Raw genomic sequence first — 20,798 nt, forward strand, 5'->3', positions numbered from 1 at the left:
CGGCTCAGCTCCCGGTGCGGATGCGCTGGAGACTGAGGAGCAGGCTCGCGTCGAGGCCCTGCGACGCGGAATCGGCGAACAGGTTCAGGACGGGCGCCGAGGCGGCGTTGTTCTGTGCGTCCCAGATCGCGGTGAAGCGCTGGACGAAGCGTCCGAGCTTGTCCGGGTCCTTGAAGCTCGCGAGGTCGACCCGGTCCTCGATGACCGCCGCCTGACGGGCGATGGCATCCGAGGACGAGACGTCGGGCAGGCCGAGGACGGTCTTGATCACCTGCGACAGGGCGGGATCGCCCAGCACCCCGTAGCCGGAGGAGACGGTCGGAGCCACGCGGGCGAAGTATAGAGCGAGGCGCACGCCGGCGTCGTCGCTGCCCGCGTCGGATTCCACGCTCTGGCGCAGATAGGCCGCGGTGGTGTCCGTGTTCGTGGCGGCCCGGGTGGTCGTGGTCTCGCCGTAGGTGTTGAAGTCGAAGGCCTTGGCGAAGGCGACGTAGCGGTCGTCGGCGAGGCGGTTGGCGAAGGCGGCGCGGTCGGTGACGCCCTCGGTCAGCACCTTGCGCATGAAGGCCTTCGCGTAGGTCATGTCCTCCAGGCCGTAGGCCTTCATCGCGTAGGCGTAGAGGCGCCGGTCCCCGAGGAACTCGTCGATCGACGTCACGGTGCCGATCTTCGCCTTGTAGTAGGCGGTCTCGCGGGCGACGTCGGGCTGCGCGGCCTTGCGCGCCAACGTCGCGTCGAGGTCGCGCGTCAACAGGGCGTAGCTCGTGAAGGTGCTTGTCATGGCAGGGCGCGATCGCTCGTGCGGCGCGGCGGCATCGCCGGATCCGGGAAGGACGGGTGGGACGGACGGGTGCGGAGGGCCGCGGCGCCGGGAGCCGGCGCGGGACAGCGCCGGTCTAGGCCGAATGGCTTGCGGCAGGCTGGTGCCGGCAGCGGGCGGCGCGCGGTCGTCACAGCGGCGTCGGTCCGATGATCGTCTCCGAGGTGATCACGACCCAGCCGGACCCGGTGGCGCGGATGGAGAGGATGCGGCCGGCGCCCGGCAGGATGGCACCCGGCACCACCTGGCGCAGGCCCTCGGGCCCCTCCACCAGGGCGGCCCCCTCGGTGACCCGGCGCAGGACGTAGCTGCGCGCCTTCGGGGCGGTCTCGCTCCGCTCCGCCTCGGAGGACGGCGCCACGGGATCGGGCAGCGCGCCCGTGGTGGTCGGGTCGAGATCGAGGGCGGCCTCGCGCATCGGCGCGGTGGGCCGCTTCCAGGCGAAGCCGCCGCCGACCGCCGGCAGGAACGGCTGGACCGAATAGGTGTTCGAGGCGCCCGTGATCGAATAGGCCGCGAAGCTGCCCGAGACCATGGCGAGGCCGAGGCAGATCCCGACGGCCGCGCGCTCCACGGCGGCGGCCCGGGACCGGCGCCGGAGCTCGGCTCCCGCGGACGGTCGCGTGTAGCCCGGACGTGGCGAGAGCGGATTTGCGGCGCGACGGGGGAAGGTCGTGGTCATGGCCATCGCAGAGAGAAGGCGGCGGACGAGCCGAAACTCTCCCATGTTATAGTTACCAAGATCTTAAGATCCGGCCCGGATCGACAGTCCGAGAACCCGCTGTTAAGCCTGCCCGCGGGTCACGGACGGAACGGCGCGACGATGGCGGATTGGCGAGAGGCGGTATCCCGGGGGGACCGGCCCGCGCGCATGCCCTCGCCGAAGCGCTTCCGCGTGATGCAGCAGGGCCGCATCGTCCTCGGCCCCGAGCGCCTGCTGCCCTGCATCGTCCGGGACCTCTCGCCCATGGGCGCCAGCCTGCGTCTGCCCCGACCGACCCCCCTGCCCGAGCGCTTCGAGCTCGTCATCGCCGGCCATGAACTGCGCACCGTGGCGGTCCAGCTGCGCTGGCAGCGCGCCGATTTCGCCGGCGTCACCTTCCTGCCTCGGGACTGACGACCGGCCGCGCGGAACGCTCCCCGCCGGGAGGCGGCGCATCCGGGCACAGGCGCGGGCCGTCGGCCTTAAGCTCCTGCTAATCCGGACCGGGCATAGTCCCTCCATCGGCAAGCGACTGTCCCCGATCGGGACGGAAGCCCCTCGATGCGAACGCGGTGGATAGGTTTCGTGGACCTATAGACATGATGTCGCCCCACCGGTCCGGTGAAAATCCGGGATGTATGAAGCAATATCGGATCTCTACTTGAAGAGGTCTTTAGCCCGCGTGGCGTATTGCTCGGTCACACACACGAATTCCTTGCAATTCCTGTCAACCGGACATCCTTCGCAATGACCAGCCTGCTGACCAACAACGCCGCCATGACGGCGCTGACGACCCTCAAGAGCATCACGACCCAGCTGGACGTCACCAGCAACCGCGTGTCGACCGGCCTGCGCGTGTCGTCCGCGGCCGACAACGCCGCCTACTGGTCGATCGCCACCACCGTGCGCGCCGACAACTCGTCGCTCGGCGCCGTCAAGGACGTGCTCGGCCTGGGCAGCTCCTCGATCGACACGGCCTATAACGGCATCAACAGCATCATCGAGAACGTCAAGAGCCTGCGCACCCAGCTCACCTCGGCCCTGTCCTCCAACGTGGACCGCGCCAAGGTCCAGGTCGAAATCGCGGCCATCCAGTCGACCATGAAGTCCACGGCCGACTCGTCGGTCATGAGCGGCCAGAACTGGCTCTCGGTGGATTCCTCGAACGCGAAGTTCACCGCCACGCAGAAGATCGTCGCGGGCTTCTCGCGCGACGTCACGGGCGGCATCAAGTTCTCCGAGGTGTCGATCAACGTCGGCGCGGCCGGCGGCCTGAAGCTCTACGATGCCGGCGCGAGCGCCGGTACGTCGGCGAAGGTGACCGCTCCGGCCTCCTTCGGTCCCAGCACCGACTTCACGACCGCCGTCAGCTTCACGGTCAACGCCAACGGCGGCGGTGCCGTCACCGTCACCCTCGATGCGGCGAAGTTCCCCGCCACCGCCGGCTTCGACCCGACCAAGGTGACGAACGATCAGGTCGTCGCGGAGATCAACAAGCAGCTCGCCGCCGATCCCAAGACCACCGGCGCCGTGACGGCGAGCCTGGATAGCGGCGGTCGCCTCCAGTTCGAAACGACGAAGCTCGGCGCATCCGCCACGGTCGCCGTGGTCTTCAGCGCCGCGGGCCTCGGCTACGCCGCGGCGACGCAGTCGGGCACCGGCGTCGCCGGAACCACGGCGACCCAGGGTATCCTGGACAGCGTGGATGCCATCACCGGCAAGGCGGTCAGCACCATCGACATCTCCGCCGCCACCGATGCCCAGGTGAAGGCCTTCATCACCCAGGTCGACAAGGCCCTGGCCGCCATGACCAACACCGCGACCTCGCTCGGTTCGAGCAAGAAGCAGGTGGATGGCCAGAAGGCGTTCATCGACACCCTGATGAAGGCCAACGACCGGACCATCGGCACCCTCGTCGATGCCGACATCGAGGAGGAGTCCACCAAGCTCAAGGCCCTGCAGACCCAGCAGCAGCTCGGCGTGCAGGCCCTCAGCATCGCCAACGGAGCGAGCCAGAACGTCCTCTCGCTCTTCCGGTAAGGTCGACGGCGCCCCCGGGGAGTTTCCGGGGGCGCCTCACGCAGAAAGGCCACGCCTCCGCGAGGGGGCGTGGCCTTTCTGATTCCGGGGCCGGCGCCGGAGCGGTCGGGCGGTTCGGCTCAGCCGACGAAGGTGTAGCCGGCCAGCCGCTTGGCCTCGATCGGGTCGTAGCCGAGGCGCAGGCGCAGCTTCTTGCGCAGCTTGCTGATGTGGCCCTCGACCACGCTCTCCTCTACGTCGGCGCCGTGATCGGCGTAGACGGCGTTGAAGATCTGCGTCCGGCTGAGCTGGCGGCCGCGCTGGCCGGCGAAGTACTCGAGAATGTGGCGCTCGCGACGCGGCAGGATCAGGCTGACGCCGTCGATCTCCGGGTCGCGCCCGTCGGAGAAGACCTTGAGACGGCCGCTGCGATCCTGGGCGGCGGGCGCCTGGATCTCGCCGCGGATGCCGCGGCGGCGGATCGCCTCGGCCCGGGCCAGGATCTCGCGGACATGGACCGGGCGGCGCACGACGTCGTCGATGCCGGCGGTGAAGAGGTCGAGGGTCTGCTCCAGGGAGCGGGTCTCGTTGAGGGCGATGATCGGCGCCTGGGACAGGCTGCGGATCGCGGCGGTCCGGCTGGCGCGATCGGCGCATTCGCCGAGCACGATCCCCTGCAGGGCGTCGGCCGGGTTGCCGGCGAGCCAGGCCAGGAAGTCGTCGGCGCTGCTGCCGCGCGCCGGAACAGCCTGTGCTTTGAAACCCGCCACATACTCGGCGGCGACTGCCTGTCGCTCATCGACAACGATATACATTTCAGCGCCCCGCCGAAAACGAACTGTTGTGCAAGCCGACTCGACGATCACCTTGGAAGCGGAGCGACTTCGTTGTTCACTCTTGATATCCAGGTTTTACTTGATGATGACTTCGCAGCGGCCTCTCTTTGAGGGATGTAGTCGCTGCCGTCCGTCGCTTTGCGTTGGAAATGTTTCTTTAAGGAAATGGTTAATTTTGAATTAAGCAGTCCGACGTCCTGTGATCCCGGGCCGTTTTTCGGCGGGTCCGGAGGCCGGCGACCGCCTCGGCCGAGGCCGGTGTGGCAGATCGATCACGGTTTCGGCATCGGGCCGGCGCCACCGGCCGGCGCGGCGCGAATCGCACGGGTGGGGAACGCCTCGGCCCGTCGAGCCCCGAGCGCAGGCCTAACCCCTGGGCGAACGCCTACCCCCGGGCGGTCCGCGCCGCCGAGGGTGCCAGGGTCTCGCCCAGGAGTTCGATCTGGGCGACGAGGCGGGTCAGCCCGTCGCTGCGGGGGGCCGAGGGCATCGGCGGGGGCGCGCCCTCGCCCCCGAGGCTCGCCAGGGTCGCGGTGATCCAGCCGCTCCAGGCCGCGAGGGCCTCCGGCTCCGCCGTGTCGACGGCGTAGCGCAGAGCCGTGAGGCGCGCCGAAATGCGCCGCAGGGTGGCGTCGGCCACCATGGCGGATTCCACCTGCGGGTGGCGCCCGGCCCGGGGCTGCTGCAGGGCGCGGGCGAGAGCGGCCTCGAGGTCGTTCAGCGCGAGGCCGGCGGCCCGGGCCGCCTGAGCGCGGACGCCGGTGGTCTCCGCCTCGGCTCCGGCGCAGAGCACCGCGCGGGCGAAGGCGGCATGGGCCCGGACCGCCTTGCGCAGTTCGAGACGCACCTGGTCCGGCTCCCAGATCGGCCAGAGCACCAGGGCGCTCGCCACCGCGATGAGACCGCCGAGGAGGGTGAGGAGCGCGCGCATGCCCGCCACCTCCCAGGAGCCGTGGCCGGGCTCCACCACCTCGACGAGGAGGACGACGAGGGGTGTCAGGCAGGCGATGAACACGCCGTAGCTGACCTGGCGCGCGGCGAAGCCGACGATGCTCAGGGGGAAGACCAGGGCCGCCAGGGCCAGGGGCGAGGTCGCGAAGCCGGCGAGGATGGCGCCGATCAGGCCGCCGAGCACGGTGCCGCCGATCCGCTCCAGCGCCCGCTGCCAGGTGGCGGCGTAGAAGGGTTGCATCGTCAGCACGACCGTCATGGTGAGCCAGTGGGCGAACGGCCCGGCCCAGACCAGCGTCGCCCACAGGGCGGGAGCCGCGACCACGGTGGCGCGCACGGCGTGGCGCAGGTTGGCCGACGCGAAGGTGAAGTTCGTGCCGAGCGGCCCGAGGAGCCGGGTCCCCAGGGGCAGGCTCGCCCGCCCCAGCAGGGCGCCCCCGGGCCGGTAGCCGTCCGGCGTCGAGAGCTTGGCGCCGATCCGGACGCGGTCGAGGATGCGGGTGGCGAGGTCGTGCAGGCCTCGATCGTGGGCGAGGCGCCGGGCGCTCCGGTCGATCGCCCGCTCCAGGCGGGCGAGATCGATCGCGCTGTCGTCGCGGATCGCCCGGGCGATGACGCCCAGCAGCGGCCGGAGGCGGCGCAGGAAGCGGCGCGCCATCCGGCGGCGACGCGGGTCCGGCTCGCCCTCGATGAGATCCGAGAGCGCGATGAGGGCGGCGAAGATCTGCTCGGCCGCCTCCAGGCGGATCAGGGCCTGGGCGGTGCGGTCGGAGATGCGTTCGCGGCTGCGGGCGAGGTCGACGATCACCGTGCGGGCCTGCTCGATCGCCTCACGCACGCCCCGGCGGTGGGCGCGGGCATGCCGGTCGAAGGCCTGGAGATCGAAGGTCTGGCGATCGAAGATCTGTCGGGCCCCGCCGCCGGCGTTCTTCGTCTCGGGCTTCTCCGGCCAGGCCAGGGAGGCGAGGTCCTCGAGGTCGTCGCACAGGCGGGTCAGGCGGCGCCACACCTCGGCGACCGCGCGGTGGGTCGGGCGATAGGGGTGAAGGCGCCACAGCAGCAGCGCCAGCAGCGTCGCCCACAGCCCCCCGGCGGTGAAGACCAGCCCGGCCACCAGGGCCTGGTCGGGCGTGAGCGGGCGGTCGAGGGCGAAGCACAGGACGAGGACCAGGACGTTGCCGGCGGCCTGCGCCTGCACCCCCCAGACCCGCGCATAGGTACAGCCGAAGATGACGAGGCCGGCGAGCGGCACCACCGGCACCGGCCCGAGCGGCTGCATCAGGCCGAACAGCCCCCAGATCACGCCGCCGAGCAGCGAGAAGACCGTGAGCACCAGGAGGCGCGAGCGCATCGGCCCGCCCGCATCGGCGAAGCACGCGAGGTTCGCGGCGAGCGCCACGGTGAGGAGCGGCGGCCAGGGAAACCATTCGTGCAGCAGAATGACGAGGCCGAAGGCCAGGGCCGCCCGCACCCCGTCGACGAGGCTGAGACCGCGCGGATCGAGCCCGATCGGCAGGCGCGTGAGGTCGAGGCCCGGATTGGTCAGCGTCCCGCGTCCGCGCAGGAAGGCCGCCGCACCCAGCCGCCGGCGCAGTCCGGCCTCCGGAACGGACCCGGATGGGCCAGCCTGGGGCGGCGCCGCGGGCGGAGCCGACCCGGAACGGTCGGACCGCGCGGGCGAAGCAGGCTTGGCGGGAGGATCGGACCTGGCGGGAGAAGGTGACATCGCGGGCGCGGCGGGCTCCCGGAGGACGCAGGGCCTCCGTACCTCCGCGATCTAGGGCGCTTCGGCGCGCCGCGGAACCGCCAGGGTTGGCACGGGAGCCTTGCATTCCGCGGGAGCCTTCCGGTCCGCGGGAGCCTTCCGGTCCGCGAACGCTGCGGCCCAGCCCTTCGTCAGATCGCGCTTCCCTTCTCGATCACCCGCGCGTCGACGACGTCGGCGGGCTCATAGAGCCAGCGCGCCATCGCCCCCGCCGCCATCGCGCCGACGATCGGCGCCAGCCAGAACAGCCAGAGCTGCCCGACATACTCGCCGCCCGCGATCAGGGCCGGGCCGGTGCTGCGCGCCGGGTTGACCGAGGTGTTGGTCACCGGGATCGAGATGAGGTGGATCAGCACCAGGGCGAACCCGATCGGGATGCCGGCAAAGCCCGTCGCGGCGCCCTTCGAGGTGGTCCCGACGATGATGACGAGGAAGAAGAACGTCGTCAGGAACTCGATGACGAGGCAGGCGGCGAGGCTGTACTTGCCCGGGCTGAGCTCCCCGTAGCCGTTCGCCGCGAAGCCGTTCGGCACCCAGCCGGGCTTGCCCGACGCGATGGAATAGAGAACGCCCGCGGCCAGGAGCGCGCCCGCCACCTGGGCGACGATGTAGGGCAGGACGTGCCGGTTGGCGCAGCGCTGTGCCGACCACAGCCCGAGGGTCACGGCCGGGTTGAAATGGCCGCCGGAAATGTGCCCGACCGCGTAGGCCATCGTGAGCACGGTGAGACCGAAGGCCAGGGCGACGCCCAGGAAGCCGATCCCCAGTTCCGGGAAGGCCGCCGACAGGATCGCGGCGCCGCAGCCGCCGAAGGTCAGCCAGAATGTGCCGATGAACTCGGCGGTCGCCCGCCGCATCGTATCGTGATCCATGACGATGCCTCCCGCTCGTACATCCGCGAGGCGCACTTCCCAGGGCGGGTTCGCCGCCACCGCTCGGCACGACGCGAGATCGACATTCCTGCGCCGGACTCAGATCCGCGCAATATTCGAGCATTGCACGACCGTCAGTCGACAGCAACAACGGGAGCCGATCAAATTGACGGACAGCGCGGCAATGCCGAAACCTGCAATTCCAGGGATCGGAATGCTCGGTGCCGGGCCGAGAACTGATCGAATCGAACCGACGGGACGAAAGGCCCATGAGCCTCGGGCAGGCCGCCGCGCGGCGACGACCCCACGCGGCGGGACGCGCGCAGGACCTGGCCCGCGCGCGTGCCGCCGCCATGGAACTGGCGGGTCGTCCGAATTCGAAAACGCGGATCGGGGCTTAGAACTTACCGCCGAGACCGACGCTGCCGCCCTGGCCCATCTGGGGTGCGAGGCCGCCGGAGCTCGAGCGGGACGTCGTCTCACCCTCGATATCCTCGCGACGGATGCGGCGCTCCTCGTTCGCCGCCGCGCGGGTCTGGCCGCCGCCGGCGGTCGGCACGTTGAGCCGGCGCGTCGGGGCCGTCTGGAGCGGGGCACCGTCGGGATCGGCCGCGGCGGAGCGGCCGCGCTGGGGCGCCGGCACCGAACCGCGCATGGACGGGGGCGGCCCGATTTCCGTCTCGGGCATCACGCCGCCACCGCCGCCGAGCGCTTGGCACCCGGCGAGCGCGGCGGCAACGAGCGCGACGGCGCAGGCTCTGGACGGAAGGGACATCGGCTCTGGTCCTTGGGAAAAACGCCGGCGACCGCATCGGGACGCCCACACATCTATCCGCCTCTGTACGACGGGGTTTTGTCGAAAACCAGACACGCTCCGGTGCGCGAGGGGGATTGCGGCCACGCTTGGCCCGGTGCCAGAGTGCCGCGCCAGGAACCGCGACCGGCGCCAGCCCGGTCCATTTCTTGCGCGACCGTCGTGCGCGACGTGGCGACGTCCTGCTTTCGCCGGGGCCGGGTCTCCCCGGCATCGGCGATCGGAGGCGGCCGCCGCCCGCGCGTCCAGCCCTCTCGTCCATCCACAACTTCGCCTTGGTCCACGCGCAATGAGGCCGGACCCGCCCTTCAGGCGGAACCCGCCGCCCAAGCTGCCATTGTGTCAGGCCGGCGAGACGCACCACTCGGGGAACGCGCGTGTTCAGAACTGTCCGGATGATCGCCGCCGCGACGATCACCCTGTTGGCCGCTTCCGCGGCCGCCGAGACCCCGGCCGCCCCGGGCAAGGACGCCGCGCCGAGCCCCGGCGAGGCGACGACGGGTTCGCCCGCCTCGACGCCGCCCGCGACGCCGGCGCCGGCGCCGGTGCCGGTTCAGCCGCCTCCGGTTCCCGCACCGACCCCACCGGCAGCCCCCGGCACGCCGCCCGTCGCCGGCACGCCGTCTCCCGCCCCGAGCGCTCCCGCTCCCGCCCCCGCCCCGGGCGCGTCCGCGACGGGAACGCCCGCCACCGTGCTCGACACCCAGGATTACGAGGGCGTCCTCGGCAAGGCCGTGCGCAGCTCGACCGGCGAGGACATGGGCCGGATCATCGACATCATCCTCGACAAGGACGGGCGCCCGCGCGCCGCGATCATCGATTTCGGCGGCTTCCTGGGCGTCGGCTCCCGCAAGATCGCGGTGGACTGGCGCGCCATGCGGTTCACCAACGACGGCAAGGCCAGCCGCCCCGTGCTCCAGCTCAGCCGCAACCAGGTCCGCGTCTCGCCCGAGTACAAGCCCGGCGACCCCATCGTGGTGCTCGGCCCCGCGAGCCCGGCCGCGCCGGCCGAGGGCGAACAGGCGGCCGCCCCGGTCCAGGGGCCGGTCGCGCCTCCGTCGGCCCTCGCTCCCCCGCCGGCCTCCGCTCCGCCGGCGACTCCTCCACCGGCGGCCGCGCCCGTGTCCGTGCCGGCATCTGAGAAGGCGCCGGACAAGCCGGCCGAGAAGTCGCCGGATCGATGACGGTTCCGCTCCCGAAAGATCGCCGGGCGCTCAAGCCGCGGGAGGTGGCGCGTCCGGAGTTCCGGCCGCGGCCGGTCCCGCGCCGCGATGCCCTCACGGACGACGCCCCGCCGGCGACGGCAGCGGAGAACCCGGCCGACATGAAGGTGATCTCGCGCCGGAGCACGCGCGGCCTCGACGGGTTCGCATTCTTCGTGGCGAATCTGCAGACCGGCTTCGGCCCCTTCCTGGCGGTGTACTTCACCCAGGCGAAGTGGACGCAGTCCGACATCGGCTTCGCCCTCACCGTGGGCAGCCTCGTCAGCCTGCTCGGCCAGGTGCCCGGCGGCGCCTTCGTGGACGTGGTGCGCTCGCGCCGCTTTGCCGCCGGCTTCTCGGTCGTGGCCATCGCGCTGAGCGCCTTCGCCCTCGCCATGTGGCCGAACTTCCTCATCGTCCTGCTGGCCATGGCCGCGCACTCGGCGGCGAGCTGCATCCTTACCCCCGCCATCGCGGCGATCAGCATCGGCCTCGTCGGCCATGCCCGGGCGGGTGAGCGCCTCGGCCGCAATGCCAGCTTCTCGGCCCTCGGCAACGCCGTGGCCGCCGCCGGGATGGGGGCCTGCGGCTACTATCTCTCGAACGACGCGGTGTTCTACCTCACCGCTGCCCTGATGGTGCCGACCCTGATCGCGCTGTCGCGGATCCGGCCCGAGGAGATCGACGGCCCGGCCCAGGCCAGGCACGCCGGAGGCACCGCTGCGCCGCCGGGCGGGGCCGGCCTGCGCGCCCTCCTCACCAACCGCGCGCTCCTGTGCTTTGCCGCCTGCATGACCCTGTTCTTCCTCGCCAACGCGGCGATGCTGCCGCTGGTGGGCAGCATGCTGACCCTGCGCGCCAGCGAGACCGCGACCGCCCTGATCGCCGCCTGCATCGTGGTGCCCCAGGTCGTGCTGGCGGTGTCGGCCCCCACCGTCGGGCGCCTGGCCGAGCGCTGGGGCCGGCGACCGCTGCTGCTCCTCGGCTTCGCCGCCCTGCCGATCCGCGGCCTGCTCTTCGCCTATGTCGACAGCCCCGAGCTCCTGGTGGCGGTGCAGGTCTTCGACGGCATCTCGGCGGCGGTCTTCGGCGTGATGGTGCCGCTCGTGGTCTCGGACGCCACCCGCAGGACGGGGCACTTCAACCTCGCCCTGGGTGCCGTCGGCACCGCCATGGGCATCGGCGCCGCCCTGTCCACCTCGCTCGCCGGCGTGATGGCGGACCGGCTCGGCAGCCACACCGCCTTCCTCGGCCTCGCGATCGTGGGCTTCGCCGCCTTCGCCCTCGTGGCGCTCATCATGCCGGAGACGCGCCGCGAACCCGCGGCATGACGGGGAGGCCCGCGAAAACGAACCTCGGGCGGCATCGAATTCGCTTGCCGCTCAAGCGATGTTCAGGTTTGCCCTCTAAAACGCGCAAACCTCTGCCAGACACCGCAACGCCTGCGTCCGCTTCGCGTTGCGAGTCCGGGGGGCTCAAGATCGTGTGTGGGGCACGCGCGGGAAACCAGGGTCCGTGAGGACGCCTTACCAGAAGCCGGTCCACCCAAGTTCCGGGCGGACCCTCGAAACCGGGACGGTCACCGCGATGGAAGACCTCTGCGTTTATGCCGATAGGCCGTTCGCCTTCGTGGGACGCTATCTGCGCCGACGCGCCCTGCCGCACATCGTCATCCTCTGCGCCGTCCTCGGCGCCGTGGGCTTCTCCGTCAGCACGGACTACGCGCTGAAGGGCGTCGTCGATGCGCTCAGCAAGGGACCCCAGTCGGGCCTGATCTGGGGGGCGCTCGCCCTCCTGATCGCCTTCATCGCAGCCGACAACATGCTCTGGCGCGTGGCGAGCCTCGTCGGCTCGTTCACCTTCGTGGGCGTGACCGGCGACATCCGGCGCGACCTGTTCCGGCACATGACCGGACACTCGCCGACCTTCTTCGCCGACCGGCAGCCCGGCACCCTGGCCTCGCGCATCACCGCGACCTCGAACGCGATCTTCACGGTCGAGAACATGTTCGTGTTCAACGTGATGCCCCCCTGCGTCGCCGCCTTCGGCTCGATCCTCTTCATCGGCACCGTCAATCTCACGATGGCTCTGGTGCTGGCCGGCATCTTCGCGGCCGTCGTGCTGCTGATGTTCAAGATGGCGGCCGCCGGAAAGCCCCTGCACCACGACTTCGCCGCCAAGGCCGCGTCCGTCGACGGCGAGATGGTCGACCTCGTCGGCAACATGCCGCTGGTGCGTGCGTTCTCGGCCTTCAAGCGCGAGTACACCCGCTTCGACGGGACGATCGGCCAGGAGATGCGCTCGCGGCGCTCCTCGCTGCTCTACCTCGAGAAGCTGCGCATCGTGCACGCCATCCTCACGGTGCTGGCGGTGCTCGGCCTGCTCTACTGGGCGATCACCATGTGGGAGGCCGGTCAGGCCACGAACGGCCAGGTCGTGCTCGTCTGCACCCTCGGCATCCGCATCCTCGCCGCGACCCGCGACCTCGCCGTCGCCCTGGTGGACGCGACCCAGCATACCGCCCGGCTCTCGGAGGCGCTCCACACCCTGCTGCAGCCGCACGACCTGATCGACCACCCGGAGGCGGAGCCGCTCTCCGGCACCGGCGCCGAGATCACCTTCGACCACGTCGCCTTCTCCTACCCGGACGGCCGGAGCGTCTTCACCGACTTCGACCTCGTCCTCCAGCCGGGCCAGCGGGTCGGCCTCGTGGGCAAGTCGGGCGGCGGCAAGTCGACCCTGTTCTCCCTGCTGCAGCGCTTCTACGACGCGCAGGGCGGCCGCATCCTGATCAACGGCCAGGACATCCAGCGCGTCACCCAGGAATCGCTGCGCGAGGCCATCACGGTGGTGCCGCAGGACGTCTCGATGTTCCACCGCACCCTGCGGGAGAACATCCGCTACGGCCGACCCGACGCCTCGGACGAGGATGTCTGGAAGGCTGCCGCCGCGGCCCATTGCACGGACTTCATCGATGCCCTGCCCGAGGGCTTCGACACCATCGTGGGCGACCGCGGCGTGAAGCTCTCGGGCGGCCAGCGGCAGCGCATCGCCATCGCGCGAGCCATCCTGAAGGATTCCCCGATCCTGCTCCTCGACGAGGCCACCTCGGCCCTCGACGCCGAGTCCGAGGAGGCGATCCGCCACGCCCTCGCCAACCTCATGAAGGGCCGCACCGTCATCGCGATCGCGCACCGCCTCTCGACCCTGAGGGACTTCGACCGGATCGTGGTGCTGGAAGGCGGCCGCATCATCCAGGACGGCTCGCCCGACAAGCTGACCCATCTCGACGGCTTCTATCGCGAGTTGATGAAGAAGGAATCGATGTCGATGGCGCTGGCCGCCGCCTGAGGCCCGGAGCGCAGCGCGCTCACCCGGAGGAGGCCGCTCCTTCGCGGCGGATCTCGGGCCGGCCCAGGGCTTCTCGCCTTCGCGGGGAAACGTTGCCGGCGGGGCCGGTCGGGGTGACTCTTACACCTCCGGTAGGGCGGAACGTGCGAGCGCGGCCTCGCCTCCGGCGACCTGGAGCGGCGGTCCTGTTTGTGAAGCGACCGCCCTGCGATGCGGGAGCGGCGCGCGTCGGTCCGACGACCGCTCAGTTGTGCGACTGGATGAAGTTGCGCACCAGCGGGTAGGTCTGGCTCTCCCACTTGCGGCCCGAGAACACCCCGTAATGGCCGACGCCGGCCTGGAGGTGGTGGCTCTTCATGTGGTGGGGCAGGCTGGTGCAGAGGTCGTGCGCCGCCATGGTCTGGCCCACGGCGCAGATGTCGTCGCGCTCACCCTCGACGGTCATCAGCGCGGTCTTGCGGATGGCCGCCATGTCGATCGGGTTGCCGCGATAGGTCAGCTCGTTCTTGGCCAGGGTGTAGTCCTGGAACACCGTCTTGACGGTCTCGATGTAGAACTCCGCGGCAAGATCGAGGACGGCGAAATACTCGTCGTAGAAGCCCTCGATCTGGCGCGCCTTCTCGGTCTCGCCGTTGGCGAGGTGCCAGAACAGGTCGGCGTGCCCCTGGATGTGGCGCTTGGCGTTCATCGAGACGAAGGCCGAGACCTGCATGAAGCCGGGATAGACCCGCCGCCCGGCGCCCTTGTGCCGGTCCGGCACGGTGGCGATCAGGTTCTTCTCGAACCAGGCGATCGGCTTCGAGGTGGCCAGGTGGTTCACGGAGGTCGGCGAGATCCGGCAATCCACCGGGCCGGCCATCAGCGTCATGCTGCGCGGCTGCGCGGGATTCTTCGAATGGGCCATGACGGCCGCTGCGGCCAGCGCCTGAACGGCCGGCTGGCACACGGCGACGAGGTGCGCCCCCTCCCCGATCGCGCCGAGAAACTGCACGAGGTGGTCGACATAGTCGTCGAACCCGAACGGGCCGGCGCTCAGCGGCACGTCGCGGGCGTTGTGCCAGTCGGTGATGTAGACGTCGTGGTCGGGCAGCAGGGTGCGCACCGTGCCGCGCAGGAGCGTGGCGAAATGGCCCGAGAGCGGCGCCACCACGAGGACGCGCGGCTGCTCGGTCTCGATGTCCTTCTTGAAGCGCAACAGGGTCCCGAACGGGGTCGCGAACGCCACCTCCTCGGTCACCGGCACCTCGCGGTTGCCCACCGTCACGCTGTCGATGCCGTAGGCCGGGCGCGCGAACGTCAGTCCGGCGCGCATCATCATGCGCGCACCGGCCGACCACCAGTTCAGGGGCTCCCGGTAGCCGGCAGCCGTCCACGGCGAAACGGCGTCGTGGACGAGGCGTCCCCAGGCGCGCGTCTGATCAGCGAGGTCCGACTGTGCATCGAAGGCACGATAAAGCATGCAGCCCGAACTCCTACGCGAACGGTCAAGTCGCAGAACGTCCGCGGCGAGCGGGCGCGCCGGCAGCGCCGCCGCCGCCGACGGAGGGCTAGGCTGCGGCAGGCCGGCCCCGGACGCAACGGGCCTATCGCCTGATATCCCGGTGTTGTTGTGCTTATGCATCACCGGGGAAATGTCGCACATGGCATCGGAATAACAGTGAACATCGTGTCGCCGCAGGCCGTGACTGCGAAAGGTCAACCTACGTGCTGGAAAAAAGCTCCCTCGTCGGCGGAGCAGGCGCTCGGACGAACGGAAACATCCGGTATCGTGACTTGCCCCGGCGGCACGAGTCTTGGATCACGTGTTGGCGAGGAAACACCAGGAGGCCCACGATGCCTGCGGCAACACTGACGATTTCAAGCCGGAATTACTCGTCGTGGTCGCTGCGGGGCTGGCTGGTCTGCCGCATGGCCGGGCTCGACTTCGAGACGGAACTCCTCTCCGGAAACGACGCCTCGACCCGGGCGGAGTTGCTGCACCTGTCGCCCTCGTTCCTCGTGCCCCGCCTCGTCCACGGCGAGATCATCGTCTGGGACACTCTCGCCATCGCCCAGTACCTCAACGAGATCCGGCCGGAGGCCGGGTTCCTGCCGCGCAACGCCGTGGCCCGGGCCCATTGCCGCTCGATCTCGGGGGAGATGCATGGCGGCTTCATCAACCTGCGCTCGGCCCTGCCGATGAACCTCAAGGCGCGCCACACCAACTTCAAGATCTTCAACGGCGCGCGGGGCGACATCGACCGGGTCGTCACCATCGTCGACGAGTGCCTGGGGCGCTACGACGGCCCGTTCCTGTTCGGCGAGGCCCCGAGCCTCGCCGACGCGATGTTCGCGCCCGTCTGCACACGCTTCCGCACCTACGATGTCGGCCTGCCGCGGCGGACCGCGACCTATCGCGACACCATCCTGGCCTGGCCCTTGATGGAAGAATGGGCGGCCGAGGCGGCGCGGGAGCCCGAGGAGATCGAGGAACTCGACATGGAGTTCTGAGGCTTCGCGTTCCGAGCCTCCGCGGTCCCGGAAAACCGACGCCGCGCGGCCGCGTGCGCGGCGGCACGTCGTTCGGGCAGGGCGCTTCCCACATCGCTCTCATCGCAGTCGAGACGCAGGGATAGACAGTCCCGGTCTCACATTGGAGTGATCGTTTGCCGATGAAACATCGTCTCTTCGTCCTCGTTGCCGCGACTGTTCTTGCCGTTGCGGCCCCGGCGACCGGAAGCTTCGCGCTCGACCGCGTCGTGCCGGCCTACGGCGATGTGCCGGCCTCGCGCTACGACGACATCACGACGGGCTCGATCCGCTCCTACGATGTCCCTGTGCCGGGCCGCTGCGCGGGCAACTCGGCGAGCCAGGGCAACGCCAACCAGCAGAACTTCCCGGTCCAGCAATACGGTCAGACTTCGGGCGGCCCGCGCTGCTGACGACGTGACGCGAGCCGGCGCGGCGACGCGTCGGCATTGGAGGAAGGCCGGCCCGCGAGGTCCGGGCCTCTTTCGCGTCGTCGGCACCCGTCTATCGAACCGCGATGAGCCCGACGCCTCGACATCACTCGGCGGCGGCGCGGTGGCCCGTGTCGCCCGCGGCTGGCGGCGGGGTCGCCGGGGCCGCGACCGCCCGCGGCAGCTCGATTCGCGCGGTCAGGCCGCGCGGCGACCGGTTGCGCAGGGTGAAGCGGCCCTCGTGCGAATCCACGATGGCGTGGACGATCGAGAGTCCGAGGCCGAAGCCGCTGGCGGTGTCGAGGTTGCGCGCCCGGTCGCCGCGCACGAAGGGCTGGAGCATCGCGTCCCGCTCCGCCTCGGGGATGCCGGGACCGTCGTCGCTCACCTCCACGGCGACGCCGCGCTCGGTCTGCGTCACCGTCAGCCGCGCCGCGCCACCGTACTTCACCGCATTGTCGACGAGGTTCACGATCGCGCGCTGCAGCTCGTCGGGCCGGGCCTGGACGAGGATGTGGCGGGTCTCGGCGACCCCGACATCGGCCCCGATGTCGGCGAACTCGTCCGCGACGGTCTGCACCACCGAGGCGAGATCGACCAGGGTCTTGGCGCCGCCCTCCGGACCATGGCCGTCGCGCACGAAGGACAGGGCCGCCTCCACGAGGCCGTTCATCTGGTCGAGGTCGCGCAGGGTCATGGTCCGGGCGTGCTCGTCCTCGATGAACTCGGCCCGCAGGCGCAGGCGGGTGATTGGCGTGCGCAGGTCGTGGCTGATCGCGGCCAGCATCTGGGTCCGGTCGTCGACGAGGCGGCGCACGCGGGCGCGCATCCGGTCGAGGGCCCGGGACAGGGTGACGACCTCCCGCGGGCCGTTCTCGGGCAGGTCCACCAGGTTCATGCGTGTGCCGAAGGCGTCCGCCGCCTCGGCGAGGCGCGCCAGGGGCGCGGTCAGCGCCCGGGTGGCCCAGAGGCAGATCAGCGAGACGGCCACCCCCAGGAACACGAAGGTGAAGATGATGGCGCCCTGGCGCATCGGCGGGCGGTCGTCGTCGGGCACCAGAGCCGAGAGCCGCGCGCCGTCCGGCGTCACGATGCCGATGCGCACGCCCGCGGGCGCCTCCGCCGGCCGTTTGGCCCCCCACAGGTCGGTGATGGCGAGGGGGCGGCCGAAGCCGTCGCGCAGGCGCTGGACGACGAAATGGTCGCCGATCCGGTCGTCGCCCGCCGGCTCGGGCGCGATGGTCCCGGCAGCGGTCTCCTCCCAGGGCTCGATCCGCAGGGTCGGCAGCATCCGGGCGGCATTGGCGAGGAGCGCCGGGCGATCGGCCGGACTGGCGCCGTCGAGGAGGCGGGCCACGGTCGCGAGGCGGTTGGCGGCGACGCCGGGATGGTCGTCGGGTCGCCACGGCTCGCGCAGGGTGAAGAAGGCCAGCGTCGCCATGGCGTGCGCCAGCACCACGGCGGCGACGATGAGCAGGGCGATCTGCCCGGCGACGCTCGACGGCAGCAGGGTGCGCAGGCGGTTCCAGCGGGTCCTCATGTGCGGGTGACCTCGGGCGTGAAGAGGTAGCCGCCGGAGCGGATGGTGCGGATGATCTCGGGGTTGCGCGGGTCCTGTTCGATCTTCTGGCGGATGCGGCTGATCAGGACGTCGATGCTGCGCTCGAACGGGCCGGCTGCGCGCCCCTGCGTCAGGTCGAGGAGCTGGTCGCGGGAGAGCACCCGGCCGGGACGCAGGCAGAGGGCATGCAGCAGGTCGAACTCCGCCCCCGTGATGGCGATGCGCGCGTCCTCGGGGCTGAGGAGCTGGCGCAGGGAGACGTCGAGGGTCCAGCCGAGGAAGTGCAGGCGGCGCACGCCCTCCTCCGCCTCGGCCTCCGTGCCGGAGCCCCGCCGCAGGATGGCGCGGATGCGCGCCAGGAGTTCGCGCGGATTGAAGGGCTTGCCGAGATAGTCGTCGGCGCCGATCTCCAGCCCGATGATCCGGTCGATCTCCTCGGCCTTGGCGGTGAGCATGAGGATCGGAATGCGGGACGTGGCGCGCAGGCGCCGGCACAGGCTGAGGCCGTCCTCGCCCGGGAGCATCAGGTCGAGAACGACGAGGTCGACCCGGGCATCGGCCAGCACCTTGTCCATGGCCGCGCCGTCCCCGGCGAGGCTGACCCGGCACTCGTTGGCGCGCAGGTAGCGGGCGACGAGGGCGCTGATCTCGCGGTCGTCCTCCACCAGGAGAATGTGCGGATGGGTCGTGGTCGTCTGCGTCATGGTCCCGAGCATCGCGGCTCCCTCCGCATCCGGGACGGGAGCCCGGACCCTGTGCGGATCTGTCAACGCGCGACTATGCGCCCGGGTGCGCGGAGTTCGAAGGGGCGGCGCGGCAGGGATTTGTAAACGCCTGTTTCGCGCGCGCCCACCGGACATCACCGGAAACATCCGTGCCCTCGACATCTTGGGGACACCGCAGCCTCGGCGCGGATTGCCGGAGCGCGCGGGGATTCTTATGTCGTGATGCGAAGGCGCCGGTCTCGTGGCCGTCACGGACGGATGGCGGCCTCAATGCTCCGGGAGACGACGATGCAAGGCTCGAACCGGCTGTTCGACGATTTCGCCCGCCTGATGACCGACGCCGCCGGAGCCGCGCAGGGCGTGCGCCGCGAGGCGGAGACGGTGTTCAAGGCCCAGGTCGAGCGCCTGATCCGCGACATGGACATCGCCTCCCGGGAGGAGCTCGACGTGCTGCGCGACCTCGTCTCGGCGCTGCGCACGCAGAACGACGCGCTGGCGGCCCGGGTCACCGCTCTGGAGGGGAAGCTCGGCGCCGAAGCGGTGGCCGGAGCCAGCGAGGCGATCTGATTCCAGGTTGATTCGCGGGGGCTCCAGCCCCGCCACGCTTGTGCACAGGAAGGAACGGTGGACGGTCGCTTTCCTGTTCACCGGCTTCGCGGGCCGCTTTGAAACGCGAGTCCGGCACGGTCTATAGTGGGTCATGACCTGATTCGCTCCCGACCCGAAGCGCCCTGAACCGAACAGAATCGCCGCTGGCCAACACCCCGTCCGGGTGTGTGCGGCGCAAGTCCGGAACAGGGTGCCGCGGGTCTCGGAATCGAGTTTCACAACGACTTCGCCGATCTTTCGAAGATCGACACACTGGACCGCCATGACCCAACTCCACATCGAAGATCACGATCGGCACGAGCATCCGCTGGACATCGTCGAGCGCCTCGCGTCGCTGCGCGACTGGATCTTCGACCGGGCCGAGACCGACGAGATGTCGGTCTCCGTGGCCGGGCGCTGGGCCGACTACCATGTGGCCTTCACCTGGATCGAGGACGTGGAGGCGCTGCACGTCGCCTCCGCCTTCGACCTCAAGGTGCCCGAGCGCCGACGCACCGAGATCCTGACGCTGGTCTCCCTGGTCAACGAGCAGCTCTGGGTCGGCCATTTCGACCTCTGGTCCACCGACAACGTGGTGATGTTCCGCCACTCGCTGCTGCTGACCGGCGGCGCGGCCCCGACCCAGGGCCAGTGCACGATGATGCTGAAATCGGCCGTCGATGCCTGCGAGCGCTACTATCAGGCTTTCCAGTTCGTGCTCTGGGCCGGCAAGTCTGCCCGCGAGGCTCTCGACGCGGTGCTGTTCGAGACCGAAGGCGAGGCGTGAGCGCGCGACCCGTCTCCGCCCTCCCCGCCTCCCTCACCCTGGTGGGAGCCGGCAAGATGGGGGGCGCCATGCTCGCCGGCTGGCTCGCGGGCGGCCTCGATCCTGCCCGCACCACCATCCTCGATCCCCAGCCCTCCCCGGAGATGCAGGCGCTCTGCGCGGCGCGCGGGCTCGCCCTGAACCCCGCCGCGCCCGCGGTGTCCGAGACCCTGGTGCTGGCGATGAAGCCGCAGGGGCTGGAGGGCGCGGCGCCGGCGCTGGCGCCGCTCGTCGGCCCTCGGACCCTGGTGGTGTCGATCCTGGCGGGCAAGACCATCGCCAACCTGCGCGACCGCCTGCCCGGCGCCCGCGCCATCGTGCGGGCGATGCCGAACCTCCCGGCCAGCATCGGACGGGGCGCCACCGGCGCCGTGGCCAGCGCCGAGGTCGATGACGGGCAGCGGGCCCAGGCCCATGCGCTCCTCGCCAGCGTCGGCCTCGTGGAATGGCTCGATGACGAGGCGCTGATCGACGCCCTGACCGCCGTCTCGGGCTCCGGCCCGGCCTACGTCTTCCTCCTGGCCGAGGTGATGGCGCAGGCGGGCGCCGCCGCCGGCCTGCCCGCGGACATGGCCGCGCGCCTCGCCCGATCCACTGTCGCGGGGGCCGCCGCGCTCCTCGAGGCCGATCCCCGAGAGGCCGGGCTCCTGCGTCAGGACGTGACCTCGCCGGGCGGCACCACCGCCGAGGCGCTGGCCGTGCTGATGCGCAGCGGCGGCCTGCCGGACCTGATGCGCGAGGCCGTGGACGCGGCGCGGCGCCGCGCCGGGGCCCTCGCGGGCTGACCCGCCCTGACGATCAGCCCGCCCGACCCTACATGAAGGCC

19 protein-coding genes are annotated in these 20,798 nt (G+C 70.8%); 10 read left to right on the top strand and 9 right to left on the bottom strand.

What is annotated here, in order from left to right:
• Positions 1-4: 4 nt before the first annotated feature.
• Both ACLBWX_RS01680 and ACLBWX_RS01685 read right to left on the bottom strand, forming a co-directional pair.
• Positions 5-781: a DUF1217 domain-containing protein gene (locus ACLBWX_RS01680; protein WP_447675355.1), complete on the bottom strand. Its 777-nt coding sequence runs from the start codon at positions 779-781 to the stop codon at positions 5-7.
• Between the two features lie 169 nt (positions 782-950).
• Positions 951-1,502 (bottom strand): hypothetical protein, encoded by a 552-nt coding sequence (locus ACLBWX_RS01685; protein WP_447675356.1) that lies wholly within the window; start codon positions 1,500-1,502, stop codon positions 951-953.
• A 189-nt stretch (positions 1,503-1,691) separates the two neighbouring features.
• Between ACLBWX_RS01685 and ACLBWX_RS01690 the strand changes: the two genes are divergently transcribed.
• Together ACLBWX_RS01690 and ACLBWX_RS01695 are read left to right on the top strand one after the other, a co-directional pair.
• Positions 1,692-1,937: a PilZ domain-containing protein gene (locus ACLBWX_RS01690; RefSeq protein ID WP_447675357.1), complete on the top strand. Its 246-nt coding sequence runs from the start codon at positions 1,692-1,694 to the stop codon at positions 1,935-1,937.
• Between the two features lie 333 nt (positions 1,938-2,270).
• Complete coding sequence (locus ACLBWX_RS01695) at positions 2,271-3,563, top strand: flagellin N-terminal helical domain-containing protein (RefSeq protein WP_447675358.1); 1,293 nt, start codon at positions 2,271-2,273, stop codon at positions 3,561-3,563.
• Positions 3,564-3,682: 119 nt separating this feature from the next.
• Here the strand turns inward: ACLBWX_RS01695 and ACLBWX_RS01700 are convergent, their stop codons facing one another.
• The 4 genes from ACLBWX_RS01700 to ACLBWX_RS01715 all read right to left on the bottom strand — a co-directional run bounded on the left by ACLBWX_RS01700 (position 3,683) and on the right by ACLBWX_RS01715 (position 8,741).
• Entirely contained in the window at positions 3,683-4,357 is a 675-nt protein-coding gene (locus ACLBWX_RS01700; protein WP_447675359.1) for a response regulator transcription factor, read from the bottom strand.
• 406 nt (positions 4,358-4,763) lie between these two features.
• On the bottom strand, positions 4,764-7,055 hold the full coding sequence (locus ACLBWX_RS01705) for an FUSC family protein (protein WP_447675360.1): 2,292 nt from the start codon (positions 7,053-7,055) through the stop codon (positions 4,764-4,766).
• Between the two features lie 170 nt (positions 7,056-7,225).
• The gene (gene aqpZ / locus ACLBWX_RS01710) at positions 7,226-7,966 is read right to left on the bottom strand and encodes an aquaporin Z (RefSeq protein WP_447675361.1); all 741 of its coding nucleotides are present in this window, start codon (positions 7,964-7,966) and stop codon (positions 7,226-7,228) included.
• A gap of 397 nt (positions 7,967-8,363) precedes the next feature.
• On the bottom strand, positions 8,364-8,741 hold the full coding sequence (locus tag ACLBWX_RS01715) for a hypothetical protein (protein ID WP_447675362.1): 378 nt from the start codon (positions 8,739-8,741) through the stop codon (positions 8,364-8,366).
• Positions 8,742-9,157: 416 nt separating this feature from the next.
• On the opposite strand from ACLBWX_RS01715, the gene ACLBWX_RS01720 reads away from it, so the two are divergent.
• From ACLBWX_RS01720 to ACLBWX_RS01730, 3 genes are all read left to right on the top strand, one after another.
• Positions 9,158-9,964, top strand: a complete 807-nt coding sequence (locus ACLBWX_RS01720; protein ID WP_447675363.1) for a PRC-barrel domain-containing protein — start codon at positions 9,158-9,160, stop codon at positions 9,962-9,964.
• A complete protein-coding gene (locus ACLBWX_RS01725) occupies positions 9,961-11,313 on the top strand; it encodes an MFS transporter (protein ID WP_447675364.1) in 1,353 nt (450 codons plus the stop codon). The genes ACLBWX_RS01720 and ACLBWX_RS01725 overlap by 4 nt, the downstream gene beginning before the upstream one ends.
• A gap of 256 nt (positions 11,314-11,569) precedes the next feature.
• Positions 11,570-13,333, top strand: a complete 1,764-nt coding sequence (locus ACLBWX_RS01730) for an ABC transporter ATP-binding protein (protein ID WP_447675437.1) — start codon at positions 11,570-11,572, stop codon at positions 13,331-13,333.
• A gap of 244 nt (positions 13,334-13,577) precedes the next feature.
• Here the strand turns inward: ACLBWX_RS01730 and ACLBWX_RS01735 are convergent, their stop codons facing one another.
• Entirely contained in the window at positions 13,578-14,792 is a 1,215-nt protein-coding gene (locus ACLBWX_RS01735; protein WP_447675365.1) for a polyhydroxyalkanoate depolymerase, read from the bottom strand.
• A gap of 374 nt (positions 14,793-15,166) precedes the next feature.
• On the opposite strand from ACLBWX_RS01735, the gene ACLBWX_RS01740 reads away from it, so the two are divergent.
• Positions 15,167-15,823, top strand: coding sequence for a glutathione S-transferase family protein (locus tag ACLBWX_RS01740; RefSeq protein WP_447675366.1), 657 nt, complete (start codon positions 15,167-15,169; stop codon positions 15,821-15,823).
• Positions 15,824-15,984: 161 nt separating this feature from the next.
• Positions 15,985-16,254 carry a hypothetical protein gene (locus ACLBWX_RS01745; RefSeq protein WP_447675367.1) on the top strand — a complete coding sequence of 90 codons (270 nt, stop codon included), beginning with the start codon at positions 15,985-15,987 and terminating at the stop codon, positions 16,252-16,254.
• A 124-nt stretch (positions 16,255-16,378) separates the two neighbouring features.
• Here ACLBWX_RS01745 and ACLBWX_RS01750 read toward each other — a convergent pair whose 3' ends face one another.
• A complete protein-coding gene (locus ACLBWX_RS01750; protein WP_447675368.1) occupies positions 16,379-17,812 on the bottom strand; it encodes an ATP-binding protein in 1,434 nt (477 codons plus the stop codon).
• A complete protein-coding gene (locus ACLBWX_RS01755) occupies positions 17,809-18,537 on the bottom strand; it encodes a response regulator (RefSeq protein ID WP_447675438.1) in 729 nt (242 codons plus the stop codon). The genes ACLBWX_RS01750 and ACLBWX_RS01755 overlap by 4 nt, the downstream gene beginning before the upstream one ends.
• 309 nt (positions 18,538-18,846) lie before the next feature.
• On the opposite strand from ACLBWX_RS01755, the gene ACLBWX_RS01760 reads away from it, so the two are divergent.
• The 3 genes from ACLBWX_RS01760 to proC all read left to right on the top strand — a co-directional run bounded on the left by ACLBWX_RS01760 (position 18,847) and on the right by proC (position 20,757).
• Entirely contained in the window at positions 18,847-19,125 is a 279-nt protein-coding gene (locus tag ACLBWX_RS01760) for an accessory factor UbiK family protein (protein WP_447675369.1), read from the top strand.
• A 304-nt stretch (positions 19,126-19,429) separates the two neighbouring features.
• Complete coding sequence (locus tag ACLBWX_RS01765; RefSeq protein WP_055957499.1) at positions 19,430-19,933, top strand: type III secretion system chaperone family protein; 504 nt, start codon at positions 19,430-19,432, stop codon at positions 19,931-19,933.
• Positions 19,930-20,757: a pyrroline-5-carboxylate reductase gene (gene proC, locus ACLBWX_RS01770; RefSeq protein WP_447675370.1), complete on the top strand. Its 828-nt coding sequence runs from the start codon at positions 19,930-19,932 to the stop codon at positions 20,755-20,757. Before ACLBWX_RS01765 ends, proC begins: the two co-directional genes overlap by 4 nt.
• The last annotated feature ends 41 nt before the right edge of the window (positions 20,758-20,798 follow it).

The sequence above is a fragment of the Methylobacterium sp. M6A4_1b genome (assembly GCF_053345175.1).